Consider the following 12,752-nt stretch of genomic DNA (forward strand, 5'->3'; position numbering starts at 1 on the left):
GCGCAGGCGGCGTGCCGCCGGTCGTCACCTCGGAACGACGACGGTGAGCGCGGACGGCACGCAGGTCGCCTCGACCGGGGTGCGGGACTGGTCCTCGCCGTCGGCGTAGGCGGGCCAGCCGGGTGCCTCGACGCGCAGTGTGCGGGTGCGCAGGGTCCGCACCGCGGGGTGCCCGAGGTGCCGGCCGGTGCGCAGCCCCGGCAGCATCCGCACCAGCCCGAACCGGCCGGCGGAGCCGATCACCGTGACGTCGAAGAGGCCGTCGCCGGGGTCGGCGCCGGGGCAGACCGGGATGCCGCCGCCGTAGTACGGGGTGTTGCCCGCCGCGACGAGGGTGGCTTCGAGTTCCAGCGTGCCCTCATCGGTGTGCAGGACGATCGGCCGGGGCCGGAACGCGGCGAGTTCGGCGAGGATGGCGACGTCGTAGCGGCGCGGTCCCTGCGGCCACCGCAGCCGGTTGGCGCGGGCGTTGACCGCGGCGTCGAATCCGCTGCACAGCACGGTGGCGAACCAGGCGTCGGCGAGCCTGCCGAGGTCGATGCGGCGGCGGTGGCCCGCCTGCAGCGCTCGGGCCAGCCGGTCGGTGGCGGCGCGCGGATCGGCCGGGATGCCGAGAGCGCGGGCGAGGTCGTTGCCGGTGCCGGAGGGGACCAGGCCGAGTGCCACGTCGTGCTCGGCGCAGAACTGCACACCCTGGTGCGCGGCGCCGTCTCCGCCGAGCACGATCAGCACGTCGAGACCCTCGGCGTGCGAGGACCGCATCAGCGCACGGGACTCCTCGACGCTGGTCGCGGTGAGCACGTCCAGCCGGTCGACCGCGGGGCGAAGCCGGGCGGCCACGGCTTCCGCGACGCGCGCGGCGGCACCACGGCCGGATGCGGGGTGCACGGCCAGCGCCGCGTGCAGGCCCACGGGGGTCAGGTGATGTCGTCGGTCGAGCGGGAGGACGGCCCCGGCGTGGTCGTCGAGTCGTCCTCGATGCTGCTCGGCGTGTAGTCGAACGGTGCGGCCTCGTCGTCGGCGAGCTTGTCCCAGCCCTCGTCGGCGCGTTCCCTGCCGAGCTTGCGGTCGTGGAAACGGGCGATCTGGATGGAGATCTCGAACAGCAGGGTGAGCGCGGCGGCGAGGCCGAGCATGGAGAACGGGTCCGAGCCGGGGGTGGCGAACGCGGCGAACACGAACAGCGCGAACAGGATGCCGCGGCGCCACTTCTTGAGCTGCTGGTACTTGAGCACGCCGACCCGGTTGAGCATGACCACGAGCAGCGGCAGTTCGAAGCTCACCCCGAAGATCACCAGCAGCGACAGGATGAACGAGATGTACTTGTCCGCGGTGAGCGCGGTGACGAACTGCTCCTGGCCGAACCCGGCGAGCAGCGCGAGCGCATGCGGGACGAGCAGGTAGGCCAGCACCGCACCGGCGGCGAAGAGCACCGAGGCGAAGCTGACGAAGATCGTCGCGTACCGGCGTTCCCTGGCGTAGAGACCCGGCGCGATGAACGCCCAGATCTGGTACAGCCAGGCCGGGGAGAGCAGGACCGCCCCGGCCGCGACACCGACCTTCAACCGCACCATGAACGCCTCGAACGGCACCGTCTGCAGCAGTTTGCAGCCGCCGGAGCCGCCGTCGAACCGCTGCTGCGCGGGGATCGCGCAGTACGGGCCCTTCATGATGTCGCCGAGCGACGGGATCACCCCGAGGTGCTGTTCGAACCAGATGAACCCGAAGATGCCGCCGACAACCACGAACAGCAGGGCCCAGCCGAGCCGACGGCGGAATTCGTAGATGTGCTCGATGAGCGTCATCGTGCCGTCCGGGTTGGCCCGGCGGCTGCGCCGGCTCCTCCGCGAGGACCGGCCGCCGTTGACGGCTTCCGCCACTGATCGTTCCGTTCTCGTCGTAGCCCCGCGCGACGCGCCGGGTGCTCAGCGCGTCGCGTGGACCGGAAACCGGGAAGAGTGCTCCGCGGAGGTCAGCTCGCGTTCTTCTGCGGCTGGTCGGCGGACGCCTGCTGCTTCTTCATCTCGTCGAGCTGCCGCTGGAGGTCGGCGACCTGCTGGTCCTGTGCCGACGGAGCGGACGGGGCCGGCGTGGTGGCGGCAGGCGGGATCTGGCGGGTCTCGGCGGGCTCGGCGTCGTTCTCGCCTGCCTTGGCTTCGCCGGAGAGGTCCTTGGTCTCGGCCTTGAAGATCTTCATGGACTTGCCGATGGACCGGGCGGCGTCCGGCAGCCGCTTCGCTCCGAACAGCAGAACCACCACGAGCACCAGGATGATGATGTGCCACGGCTGCAGCGCGTTCATGGTCGTCTGCCCTCCTTCTCTGGGGTCACTGCCGATGGTACTGGGTCCGCGGTGCTTCGCGGCGTTGTGCCACCGCCACCCGCAGGGCCGCGGAGCGGGCACGCAGCAGCCCGGTCCGGTCGTGGGCGGCCGCACTCACCATGCTCACCGTGCGGCGCAGGCGGCGCAAGACTCCGATCGTCCGCACCAGCAGCACGACCAGCAGGAGCAGGCCGACGGCGAGCAGCACGTAGGTGGGCAGGTACGGCACGCCGTCACCTTAACGGTCCGAGGTGGACGTGAGGTGACGGGCTCTGGCCACCGCCTCGGCGGCCCGGCGGCGGACCGCGGCCGCCAGTTCGTCCGGGGTCTCCACCAGCGCTTCCCCGCCGAGGCTGAGCACCAGCCGCACCATCCAGGGCTCGTCGCTGTAGCGCATCGCGATGCGCAGCCGCCCGCCGTCGAGTTCGGCGAGTTCCTCGCACGGGTAGTACTCGGCGACCCAGCGGGCGTCCGGTTCCAGCACCAGGTGCGCGACCTGCTGGTCCGGACGGGGCGAGAAGACCCCGTCGGACAGATCGGTGGCGCGGGCGTGCGCAGGGGGCGCGGCCGGCTCGTCCAGCACGGTCAGCCCGTCGATCCGGTCGAGCCGGAACAGCCGGACGTCCTCGACGCGGCGGCACCAGGCCTCGAGATAGCCGACCGCCTGCACGATGACCAGGCGCATCGGGTCCACGGTGCGCTCGGTGATCTGGTCCTTCGACGCGGTGTAGTAGCGGATCCGCAGCGCACGGCCCGCCTGCAGGGCACCGGCGACGGCCTCCCTGGTCTGCGCAGCGCGGGCGCCCTCGCGGACCCCGCCACCGACCACCACGCCTGCCGGGCGCGCCTGTCCTGCCGCGTCCTCGATCTTGGCGATGGCCCGGCGCACCGCGTCGCCGTCGGCCACGCCCGGGGTTTCCGCGAGCGCGCGCAGCGCGACCAGCAGCGCGGTCGCCTCACCGCCGGTCAGCCGCAGCGGCCGGTTCATCCCGGCGTCGTGGGTGACCACGATGGTGTCGCCCTCGAAGGACAGGTCGATCAGATCGCCGGGACCGTAGCCGGGCAGGCCGCACATCCACAGCAGCTCGAGGTCCTTGCGCAGCTGCCGGGGCGTGACGTCGAAGTCGTGGGCCGCCTCGTCGATCCGGATGCCGGGGCGGGCAAGCAGGTAGGGCACCAGTGCCAGCAGCCGGGGCATCCGCTCTCCGGATCCGCTCACCGGCCGCTCCCCTGTTCGGCGCGGGCGAGGACGGCTTCCTGCCGGTGCAGCACGGCCTTGGCCAGTACGTCCGGTTCCAGCACGAGCACGTCGGCGCCCTGCGCGGCGATCCAGTCGGCGGCCGACTCGGGGAAGTACAGGCCGATCTCGACGACATCGCCCACTGCACCGCCCACGGTCTCCCGGCCCACGACGTCTCCGCGACGGCGCACGCCCGCGGCGCGGCCGTCGGCCACCCACAACCGCGCGGCGGTGACCGGCGACGGTTCGTCCCCGCCGGTGACCGACACCAGCTGCAGCAGGTTGACCCCGTCCGGCCGGGTGACCGCGCCTGCGGGGCCGAACGGCGTGACCCGGCCGGTGACGCGGGAGAGCCGGAAGCAGCGGGACGCGTCGCGGTCCCGGTCGTGCCCGACCACGTACCACCGGGCCCGCCAGGACACCACACCCCACGGTTCGAGGGTGCGGATACGGCGTTCCGGCGAGCCGCTGCGGCGGTATTCGAAACGCACCGCCTGCCCGGACTGCACCGCGGCGAGCATCGGCCCGAACGCCGGTTCGGCGCGCACCCGGGGCTCGATCACGGTCGGCGCCTGGTCGTCGACCTCGACCCCGGCCGCGCGCAGCTTCACCAGCGCACCCTGCGCCTGTCCGGTCAGCTCGGGCGAATCCCACAGCCGCACCGCGAGCCCGACCGCGGCCGCCTCGTCCGGGGCCAGGTCGATCTCGCCCAGCTCGTAGTCGCGCCGGGCAATGCGGTAACCCTCGACCGGGTCGAAGGCGGAGTTGCGGCCGGTCTCCAGCGGGATGCCCAGCTCCCGCAGTTCGGTCTTGTCCCGTTCGAACGTGCGGAAGAAGGCGTCGTCACTGGCCGCGTCGGCGTACCCGGGCACGATGCCGCGGATCCGCTCGGCGGTGAGGTACTGCCGGGTGGACAACAGGGCCAGCACGAGATTGACCAGCCGTTCGGCGCGTGCGGTGGACACCAGACGACTGTAGCTCGCACGCACCGGCCCGATCGTGAGGTCCGGGGTTCGCGCGTCGCACAGCCCCGCCCGGGTGCAGGAGCGAGCGAGTACTTCTGGTGCCCGGCGCCGAGCTGCCGGCAAAGCCGCAGCTGGCTGTCGAGGACATCACGCGGGCTACGCGGTGCAGCAGCCGCCGGTGGTGGACGTCAACGACCTCATGGTGCGCCGGCCAGGTCCGTCAGGGCACCAGCCGGGCGACACGGCCGTCGACTCCGCCGGCCCAGCAGCTGCCGGTGGGGGTGCAGTCGACGGTGTCGAAGCTGCCGGTGTCGAACGGGGTCCAGGCGTGCCCGCCGTCGTGGCTGAGGTCGCTGCCGCCGGGACCGACTGCCACGACCGTGCCCCCGCGCCAGGCCAGGCCGGAGCGATAGCCCGGCGGATATTGCTGCGGCGTGTGCCAGCGGTGGCCGCGGTCGCCACTGAACGCCACGGCCGGGCCGGGTGTATCCGGGCTGGCGTAATCACCGCCGATCGCCACGCCCTGCCACGGTGTCCGGAACGCGACCGCGAAGACTCCGGCCGACGCACTGCTGGGCAGCGGCGTGTCCGACGCGCTCCAGTGCCGTCCGCCGTCGCCGGAGTGCAGCACGCGGGCGCGTGCACCGCCGCCGGTGGCCAGCCAGGCATCGAACGGGCCGGAAGTGCTCACGCACTGGCCGCTCGCGGCGAACCCGGCTTCTCCGGGCAGCGCGGGCGGGAACGCGTCGTCCGGGAGCTGCCGCCAGCTGCGTCCGCCGTCGGACGTCGCCTGCATGCGGAACCGGCCGTCCACCGGATCGCTCATCGCCAGGCCGCGCCACGGATCGAAAAACGCGAGGCAGTCGTAGAACGCGGCCTGGTCGGGGTTGCCGAACGTCTGGCGCCAGTGCGCGCCCGCGTCGTCCGTGCGGTAGATCCGGGAATCGCTGCCGGGACCGATCGACAGCACCACGGCGTGGTCCGCGTCGAACGCTTCGATGTCCCGGAACTCCAGCGCACCGGTGCCGGGCGGACCGACCGCGGCCCAGCTGCGTCCGCCGTCGACGGTGCGCAGCACGGTCCCCTCGGTGCCACTCACCCACGCGACGTGCGCGCTGACCGCGGACAGGCCGCGGAACTGCGCACTCACCCCGGTGGGGGTGAGCCGCCACGACGGGAGACCGGTCGCCGCCGCGACCCCGGAAAGGGCCACCGACAGCACCGCCAGCAGGACCAGCACCGCACGTACCGCACGCATGCGCCGATCCTGCCGCATCCGCCCGGCGACTTTCGTCGGTTACAGCGAACTGATCAGCCGTTCCACCCGTTCGTCGACCGCCCGGAACGGGTCCTTGCACAGCACGGTCCGCTGGGCCTGGTCGTTGAGCTTGAGGTGCACCCAGTCGACGGTGAAGTCGCGCCCGGCCGACTGCGCGGCGGCGATGAAATCACCCCGCAGCTTGGCACGGGTGGTCTGCGGCGGGGTGTCCTTCGCGGCCTCGATCTCCCCGTCGTCGGTGACCCTGCGGACCAGGCCCTTGCGCTGCAGCAGGTCGAACACGCCACGGCCGCGCCGGATGTCGTGGTAGGCCAGGTCCAGCTGCGCCACCCGCGGGCTCGACAGGTCCAGGTCGTGCTTGACTCGGTAGCGCTCCACCAGACGGTGCTTGATCGCCCAGTCGATCTCGGTGTCGATCTTGCTGAAGTCCTGCTGTTCGACCGCCTCGAGCGCACGGCCCCACAGCTCGACCACCCGCTCGTTGGCAGGCGTCGAACCGTTCTCCTTGAGATGCTGCACGGCACGGGCGTGGTACTCCCGCTGGATGTCCAGCGCGGACGCCTCCCGCCCGCCCGCGAGACGCACCTGGCGGCGCCCGGTCAGGTCGTGGCTGATCTCGCGGATCGCCCGGATCGGGTTGTCCAGGGTGAAGTCCCGGAACTGCACCCCGGCCTCGATCATCTCCAGCACCAGGTTCGCCGATCCGATCTTCAGCATGGTGGTCGGCTCGGCCATGTTGGAGTCGCCGACGATCACGTGCAGCCTGCGGTACCGCTCGGCGTCCGCATGCGGTTCGTCCCGGGTGTTGATGATCGGCCGCGACCTGGTCGTCGCACTCGAAACGCCCTCCCAGATGTGCTCCGCACGCTGGGACAGGCAGTACACCGCGCCACGCGGGGTCTGCAGCACCTTGCCCGCACCGCAGATCAGCTGGCGGGTGACCAGGAACGGCAGCAACACATCGGCAATCCGGGAGAACTCGCCCGCCCGCGTCACCAGGTAGTTCTCGTGACAGCCGTAGGAGTTGCCCGCCGAATCGGTGTTGTTCTTGAACAGGAAGATGTCCCCGCCGATGCCCTCGTCCGCGAGCCGCCGCTCGGCGTCGGTCAGCAGGTCCTCCAGGATCCGCTCACCCGCCTTGTCGTGCGTGACGAGCTGGGTGAGGTCGTCGCACTCCGCGGTCGCGTACTCCGGGTGCGAGCCCACATCGAGGTAGAGCCTCGAGCCGTTGGACAGGAACACGTTCGACGAGCGTCCCCAGGAGACGACCCGCCGGAACAGATAGCGCGCGACCTCGTCCGGGGAGAGCCTGCGCTGGCCGTGAAAGGTGCACGTGACCCCGAACTCGGTCTCGATGCCAAAGATCCGCCGCTGCATGCCACCAGAGTAGGCGCTGCACCCCCTCCACCGGTGCGCCGTTCGGGCGTCGACACGCGGTCGGTACGTTGCGTTGGGTGAAAACCTGCCGGAAACCGGTTGCCGCTGGCGACCGGACCCCGTTCGCGCACCGTGCCCCGGCAACCGCGTTGCACCAGCTCGGCCAGGCATTCCGGCAGGTAGGCCGAGGGGATCGGGAGCTGATGCGGCGCAGTGCCGCGCTCCCCCGTACCCGCGCCGACGACGTGCTGTCGCTGCTGTCCCGAAGCGCGGACAAATCCCGGCTCTGGTGGGGCGTGGCAGCAGTGCTCGCCGCCCGCAAGGGCCCCGCCCGCCGGGGCGCACTGCGCGGGATCGCGGCGATCGCCGGAGCCAGCGCCGCGGCCAACCTGGTGGGCAAGCCGCTCCTCCCGCGCCGCCGCCCGGCCGAGGACGAGGTGCCCGAGCACCGCAGGCTGCGCCGCCGCCCGACCTCCTCGTCGTTCCCGTCCGGGCACGCCGCCTCGGCCGCGGCGTTCGCCACCGCGGTCGCCATGGAATCGCCCCGCGCCGGGCTCGCCCTCGCCCCGCTGGCCGGTCTGGTGGCCTACTCCCGCGTGCACACCGGCGTGCACTGGCCCAGCGACGTCGGCGCAGGCCTGGCCATCGGCCTCGGCGCAGCCGCGCTGACCCGGCACTGGTGGCCGCTGCGCCCGGACCTGCGGGCCCGCACCGCGCACCGGGCCGAGGCACCGGTGATGCGCGACGGCGAGGACATGCTCGCACTGGTCAACCCGCACTCCGGCGTCGACGGCCAAGACCCGACCGAGGACGTCCGCTACGCCTGGCCGAAGGCGACCCTCCGCTATCCGGACCCCTCCTGTGACCTGCGCGACCTGCTCGCCGAGGAGATCGACGCACACGGCAACGTCCGCGCACTGGGCGTCGCCGGCGGCGACGGCACGGTCGCCTCGGTCGCGTCGCTGGCCGCGGAACGCGGGCTCCCGCTCGCGCTGATCCCGGCAGGCACGCTCAACCACTTCGCCCGCGACGTCGGCGTGCGCTCGATGCCCGACGCGGACGCGGCAACCGAGGGCGGCCACGCCGTCGGCGTCGACCTCGGCGAGGTCGAGATCAGCGGCAGCGACGGGTTCGCACACCGCTGGTTCGTCAACACCGCAAGCCTCGGCGGCTACCCGGAAATGGTGCGGCTCCGGGAAAAACTCCAGGAAAAACACCCCAAATGGCCGGCCGCGGCCCTCGCGCTCGCCAGGGTCCTGCGCCGGGCGAAACCGCTGCGGGTGGACCTGGACGGCGAACCCACACAGATCTGGCTGCTCTTCGTCGGCAACGGCACCTACTCCCCCAAGGGCTTCGCACCGTCCCGGCGACCCGCACTCGACACCGGTCTGCTCGACGTGCGCTACCTGCGGGCCGACCTGCCCTACTCGCGCGCCCGGTTCCTGCTCGCGATGATCACCAGCAGCCTGCACGCCAGCCACGTCTACCAGCAGCACGACCTGCCGGAACTGCGCGTCCGCCTGCACGACGGCAACCGCCGGGTGGCCACCGACGGCGAAGTCGGCCCCCTCGGCCGCGAGTTCCGGTTCCGCTCCCGGCCGAGCGCGCTGACCATCTACCGCAATCCCGACGAAACCGAATAACGCCCGGACTGCACTCCCCTGATCCGGAAACCACTCGACGCGGCCGCCCCGGACCGGAATGCTCCGGAAGAATCTTCGCCGGAGGTGTCCATCCGGGCCGCCGCCGCTCGTGGTACCGGCGTGCGGCCACCGGGACCGCACCCGACCTGCAAGGGAGCACGCCATGAAGTACCTGCTGCTGGTGCACGCCTCCGCACTCGACGAGAACGGCAGCCCCACCGGCTGCGAGCCCACCGACTGGATCGCCTACGACAAAGAAGTCCGCGACGCGGGGGTGTACGTCACCGGAGAATCACTCGCCGACCTGGTCACCGCCACCACCGTCAAGGTCGGCCCGGACGGCACGCGCTCGATCACCACCGACGGCCCGTTCGCCGAGACCAGGGAACTCCTCGGCGGGTTCTACGTACTGGACGTCCCCGACCTCGACGTCGCACTCGACTGGGCCGCCCGCTGTCCCGGAGCCCGCGACGGATCGGTCGTGGTCCGCCCGATCGCCGACTTCGGCGCCTGAGCAGATGCCGCCACGGACCGCACACGCGTCCGTGGCGGCCGTGTTCCGCGAGGAGCACGGCCGCCTGCTCGGCGCCCTCGTCCACCGGTTCGGCGACCTGGACCTGGCCGAGGACGTCGCCGCCGACGCGATCGAAGCCGCACTGGTGCACTGGCCTGCGCACGGCGTCCCGCCCAACCCCGGCGCCTGGCTGATGACCACCGCCCGCCGCAAAGCCGTCGACCGGCTCCGCCGCGACCAGGCCCACGCCGCCAAACTCGCCGTCCTGCAAGCAGAACTCGACCGCGCCGAGCCCGCCCCCACCGCCGAGGACGGACTCCCCGACGACCGGCTCCGGCTCTTCTTCACCTGCACGCACCCCGCACTCGCCGCCGAGGACCGCCTGGCACTGACCCTGCGCTGCCTGGCAGGGCTCACCACTCCCGAGGTGGCACGCGCGTTCCTCGTCCCCACCCCGACCATGGCCAAACGCATCGTGCGCGCCAAGAACCGCATCCGCACCGCCCGCATCCCGTTCCGCGTCCCCCGCGACGACGAACTCACCGAACGGCTGCCCGGCGTCCTCGCGGTGCTGTACTCGATCTTCACCGAGGGCTACGCCGCCAGCTCCGGCCCGCACCTGCAACGCCTCGACCTCGCCGACGAAGCCATCCGGCTGGCCAGGATCCTGCACCGCCTCCTCCCGGCCGAACGCGAAGCCACCGGTCTGCTGGCACTACTGCTCCTCGTGCACGCCCGCCACCCCGCCCGCACCGCTCCCGACGGCTCACCGGTCCTGCTCGAAGACCAGGACCGCACCCGCTGGAACTCCAGCCTCATCACCGAAGGCCGCGCACTCCTGCCGCACGCACTCGGCGGCACCCCACCCGGCCAGTACGCCGTCCAGGCAGCGATCGCCGCCCTGCACGACGAAGCCCCCGACGTCCGGCGCACCGACTGGCCCCAGATCGTGGCCCTCTACGACGTACTGGCCACCCGCACGCGGTCCCCCGTGGTGGCGCTCAACCGCGCAGCCGCAGTCGCCATGCGCGACGGCCCCGACGCAGGACTGGCGCTGCTCGACACCCTGGCCGACGAACCGGCCCTGCGCGGCTACCACCCGTACGACGTGGCCCGCGCCGACCTGCTCGAACGGGCCGGGCGCCACACCGAAGCCGCCGAGGCCTACCGGCACGCCCTCGGATCCGCACGCACCGAACCGGAACGCGCCCTCCTCCGCCGCCGCACACAGCCGCGAAAGTGACACCCCCCGGACCCAGCCGACGACAACGGGGCCGCCCGGAACACCCGGACGGCGCCGTCACACCACAGGTCACTCCTTCTCGGCGGTGCCCCCGGAAGAACCCTTCTCGGACGCGCCGTCCTTCTCCTCACCGGAGGGCTCATCGCCCTTCGGCTCCGGCAGCAACGCCTCCAACGCCGCACCGGACAGCCGACGGAACGCCCGCCGCGGCCGCGCCCGGTCCAGCACCGCCACCTCCAGCTTGATCTGGTCCGCCTCCGCCGATGCGCCATTACCGTTCGACGACGTCGCGGTCGCCCGCAGGCCCTCGATCGCAGTGGCCAGCGCGGTACGCAGATCGTGCTCCGGATCCACCACGTCCTTCAGCTTCGTGCTGATCGGATCCGTCTGACCACCCATCACCACGAACGGCGACTCGTCGAAAATGCCCCCGTCGAAGGTGAGCCGGTACAGCTGATCCTCCGCCGCACTCGCCCCGACCTCGGCCACGCACACCTCCACCTCGAACGGCTTCAGCTGCTCGGTGAAAATACTGCCCAGCGTCGCGGCATACGCGTTCGCCAGCGCCCGCGCACTCACATCCCGGCGGTCGTACTGATACCCCTTCAGATCCGCGTGCCGGATCCCCGCCACCCGCAGGTTCTCGAACTCCGAAAACCGGCCCACCGCGGCAAATCCGATCCGGTCGTAGATCTCCGACACCTTGTGCAACGTCGTCGACGGATTCTCCGCCACGAACAACACCCCGCCGGCATACTTCAGCACCACCACGCTCCGCCCCCGCGCGATCCCCTTGCGCGCCAGCTCGGAACGCTCCCGCATCAACTGCTCGGGAGAGGCATACAACGGCATCGTCACGGTGTCGGCTCCACGTTCTCCGGCGTACCGGCGCTCGATTGATCAGCATGCAGGAACATCGGCGACCTCAGCTCGCCCGATGGTGGTTGTGCTCGGCCCGGCCGGCCACCACCGCCTCCGCCACCGCGGCGGTCCGCTCCGGCGGCAGCTGCACCGCGCCCTGCTCCGCGGTGATCGTGATGACGCTCGGGAAAATCCGCCGCACCAGATCCGGCCCGCCACTCGCGGTGTCGTCGTCCGCCGCGTCGTACAACGCCTCCACCGCGGCCCGCACCGCCGCTTCCTCGTCCGCATCCGGGTCGTACAGCTTCTTCAGCGCCGACTTCGCGAACAGCGAACCCGACCCGACCCCGGCATACCCGGCATACTCCTCGTACCGCCCGCCCGCAGGGTCGTACGACACGATCCGGCCCGCATGCTTCGCGTCCTCGGCCTCCAGGTCGTACCCCACGAACAACGGCACCACCGCCAGGCCGGCCATCGCCATCTCCAGGTTGGCCTTCACCATCCCGGCCAGCTTGTTCGTCTTGCCGTCCAGCGACAGCGACACACCCTCGATCTTCTCGTAGTGCGCCAGCTCCACCCCGTACAACCGGACCATCTCCACGGCCAGCCCCGCGGTCCCGGCGATCCCCACCGCCGAATACTCGTCGGTGACGTGCACCTTCTCGATGTCCCTGCTCGCGATCAGATTCCCGGACGTCGCCCGCCGATCACCGGCGATCAGCACCCCACCGGCGAACGTCAACGCCACGATCGTGGTGCCGTGCGGCACGTCCAGGCCGGCCGCCCCGGCCGAGACCTGCCGCCCCGGCAACAGCTCGGGCGCGGCCGCCCGCACGAAGTCCGAAAACGACGACGACGCCGGCGAGAAATAGGCCGACGGCAGGCCGGGCCCCGAAAAACCCGCCCCAGCGGAGGTGTTGTCCATACGTGCTCTTGGTTCCCATCTCTCCCGTGTCCGGCACCGACGACGCCCACCAGGACACCACCGGCACCGAAGCATGCCTGCCACCCGTGCCGCCCGCGACACCGGCCCGATCCGGAACCGGCACCGCGGGGCAAGCGGCTACTCGCCGCCCTTCTGCACGTACGCGCGGACGAAGTCCTCGGCGTTCTCCTCGAGCACGTCGTCGATCTCGTCCAGGATCGTGTCCACGTCCTCGCCGAGCTGCTCGCGCCGCTCCTGGCCCGCCGCGCCGGTCTCGTCGAACTCCTCGTCGGAGTCCCCGCCACCGTGCTTCTCGATCTTCTCCTGCGCCATGTCGCCTCCCGGTGTGGCCGATACCCTTAAGCCTACCGAGCGAGCC

General features: G+C 71.8%; 14 protein-coding genes. 3 read left to right on the forward strand and 11 right to left on the reverse strand.

The features are described from left to right. Positions 1-24: 24 nt before the first annotated feature. The 8 genes from ABD793_RS30515 to pafA all read right to left on the reverse strand — a co-directional run bounded on the left by ABD793_RS30515 (position 25) and on the right by pafA (position 7,184). A complete protein-coding gene (locus ABD793_RS30515; RefSeq protein ID WP_344866252.1) occupies positions 25-912 on the reverse strand; it encodes a diacylglycerol/lipid kinase family protein in 888 nt (295 codons plus the stop codon). A 5-nt stretch (positions 913-917) separates the two neighbouring features. Beyond that, positions 918-1,880, reverse strand: coding sequence for a twin-arginine translocase subunit TatC (tatC, locus tag ABD793_RS30520; RefSeq protein WP_344866254.1), 963 nt, complete (start codon positions 1,878-1,880; stop codon positions 918-920). Between the two features lie 92 nt (positions 1,881-1,972). Continuing rightward, entirely contained in the window at positions 1,973-2,302 is a 330-nt protein-coding gene (gene tatA, locus ABD793_RS30525) for a Sec-independent protein translocase subunit TatA (protein ID WP_344866256.1), read from the reverse strand. Between the two features lie 25 nt (positions 2,303-2,327). Next, on the reverse strand, positions 2,328-2,552 hold the full coding sequence (locus tag ABD793_RS30530; RefSeq protein ID WP_344866258.1) for a bacteriophage holin: 225 nt from the start codon (positions 2,550-2,552) through the stop codon (positions 2,328-2,330). 9 nt (positions 2,553-2,561) lie between these two features. Continuing rightward, complete coding sequence (locus tag ABD793_RS30535; RefSeq protein ID WP_344866260.1) at positions 2,562-3,542, reverse strand: helix-turn-helix transcriptional regulator; 981 nt, start codon at positions 3,540-3,542, stop codon at positions 2,562-2,564. Continuing rightward, positions 3,539-4,528 carry a helix-turn-helix transcriptional regulator gene (locus ABD793_RS30540; RefSeq protein WP_344866262.1) on the reverse strand — a complete coding sequence of 330 codons (990 nt, stop codon included), beginning with the start codon at positions 4,526-4,528 and terminating at the stop codon, positions 3,539-3,541. Before ABD793_RS30540 ends, ABD793_RS30535 begins: the two co-directional genes overlap by 4 nt. A 220-nt stretch (positions 4,529-4,748) precedes the next feature. Beyond that, positions 4,749-5,786: a WD40/YVTN/BNR-like repeat-containing protein gene (locus ABD793_RS30545; RefSeq protein ID WP_344866264.1), complete on the reverse strand. Its 1,038-nt coding sequence runs from the start codon at positions 5,784-5,786 to the stop codon at positions 4,749-4,751. 39 nt (positions 5,787-5,825) lie between these two features. Continuing rightward, positions 5,826-7,184 carry a Pup--protein ligase gene (pafA, locus tag ABD793_RS30550; protein ID WP_344866266.1) on the reverse strand — a complete coding sequence of 453 codons (1,359 nt, stop codon included), beginning with the start codon at positions 7,182-7,184 and terminating at the stop codon, positions 5,826-5,828. A gap of 203 nt (positions 7,185-7,387) precedes the next feature. On the opposite strand from pafA, the gene ABD793_RS30555 reads away from it, so the two are divergent. From ABD793_RS30555 to ABD793_RS30565, 3 genes are all read left to right on the forward strand, one after another. Next, complete coding sequence (locus ABD793_RS30555) at positions 7,388-8,827, forward strand: bifunctional phosphatase PAP2/diacylglycerol kinase family protein (RefSeq protein ID WP_344866268.1); 1,440 nt, start codon at positions 7,388-7,390, stop codon at positions 8,825-8,827. A 163-nt stretch (positions 8,828-8,990) separates the two neighbouring features. Continuing rightward, positions 8,991-9,341 carry a YciI family protein gene (locus ABD793_RS30560; protein ID WP_344866270.1) on the forward strand — a complete coding sequence of 117 codons (351 nt, stop codon included), beginning with the start codon at positions 8,991-8,993 and terminating at the stop codon, positions 9,339-9,341. A 4-nt stretch (positions 9,342-9,345) separates the two neighbouring features. Next, complete coding sequence (locus tag ABD793_RS30565; RefSeq protein WP_344866272.1) at positions 9,346-10,584, forward strand: RNA polymerase sigma factor; 1,239 nt, start codon at positions 9,346-9,348, stop codon at positions 10,582-10,584. Between the two features lie 69 nt (positions 10,585-10,653). On the opposite strand, the gene prcA is transcribed toward ABD793_RS30565, so the two are convergent. From prcA to ABD793_RS30580, 3 genes are all read right to left on the reverse strand, one after another. After that, positions 10,654-11,442, reverse strand: a complete 789-nt coding sequence (gene prcA / locus ABD793_RS30570; RefSeq protein ID WP_344866274.1) for a proteasome subunit alpha — start codon at positions 11,440-11,442, stop codon at positions 10,654-10,656. A 67-nt stretch (positions 11,443-11,509) separates the two neighbouring features. Further along, positions 11,510-12,373, reverse strand: coding sequence for a proteasome subunit beta (prcB, locus tag ABD793_RS30575; protein WP_344866276.1), 864 nt, complete (start codon positions 12,371-12,373; stop codon positions 11,510-11,512). A gap of 138 nt (positions 12,374-12,511) precedes the next feature. After that, positions 12,512-12,706 carry a ubiquitin-like protein Pup gene (locus tag ABD793_RS30580; RefSeq protein ID WP_344866278.1) on the reverse strand — a complete coding sequence of 65 codons (195 nt, stop codon included), beginning with the start codon at positions 12,704-12,706 and terminating at the stop codon, positions 12,512-12,514. Between the last annotated feature and the right edge of the window lie 46 nt (positions 12,707-12,752).

Origin of the sequence: Amycolatopsis ultiminotia (assembly GCF_039536925.1) — a bacterium.
GTDB lineage: Bacteria > Actinomycetota > Actinomycetes > Mycobacteriales > Pseudonocardiaceae > Amycolatopsis > Amycolatopsis ultiminotia.

Bases quoted from the DNA above. Each gene is read 5' to 3' on its own strand.
- tatA (WP_344866256.1), bottom strand. From the start codon at position 2,302: ATGAACGCGCTGCAGCCGTGGCACATCATCATCCTGGTGCTCGTGGTG.
- ABD793_RS30545 (WP_344866264.1), bottom strand. From the start codon at position 5,786: ATGCGTGCGGTACGTGCGGTGCTGGTCCTGCTGGCGGTGCTGTCGGTG.
- pafA (WP_344866266.1), bottom strand. From the start codon at position 7,184: ATGCAGCGGCGGATCTTTGGCATCGAGACCGAGTTCGGGGTCACGTGC.
- ABD793_RS30555 (WP_344866268.1), top strand. From the start codon at position 7,388: ATGCGGCGCAGTGCCGCGCTCCCCCGTACCCGCGCCGACGACGTGCTG.
- ABD793_RS30560 (WP_344866270.1), top strand. From the start codon at position 8,991: ATGAAGTACCTGCTGCTGGTGCACGCCTCCGCACTCGACGAGAACGGC.
- ABD793_RS30565 (WP_344866272.1), top strand. From the start codon at position 9,346: ATGCCGCCACGGACCGCACACGCGTCCGTGGCGGCCGTGTTCCGCGAG.
- prcB (WP_344866276.1), bottom strand. From the start codon at position 12,373: ATGGACAACACCTCCGCTGGGGCGGGTTTTTCGGGGCCCGGCCTGCCG.
- ABD793_RS30580 (WP_344866278.1), bottom strand. From the start codon at position 12,706: ATGGCGCAGGAGAAGATCGAGAAGCACGGTGGCGGGGACTCCGACGAG.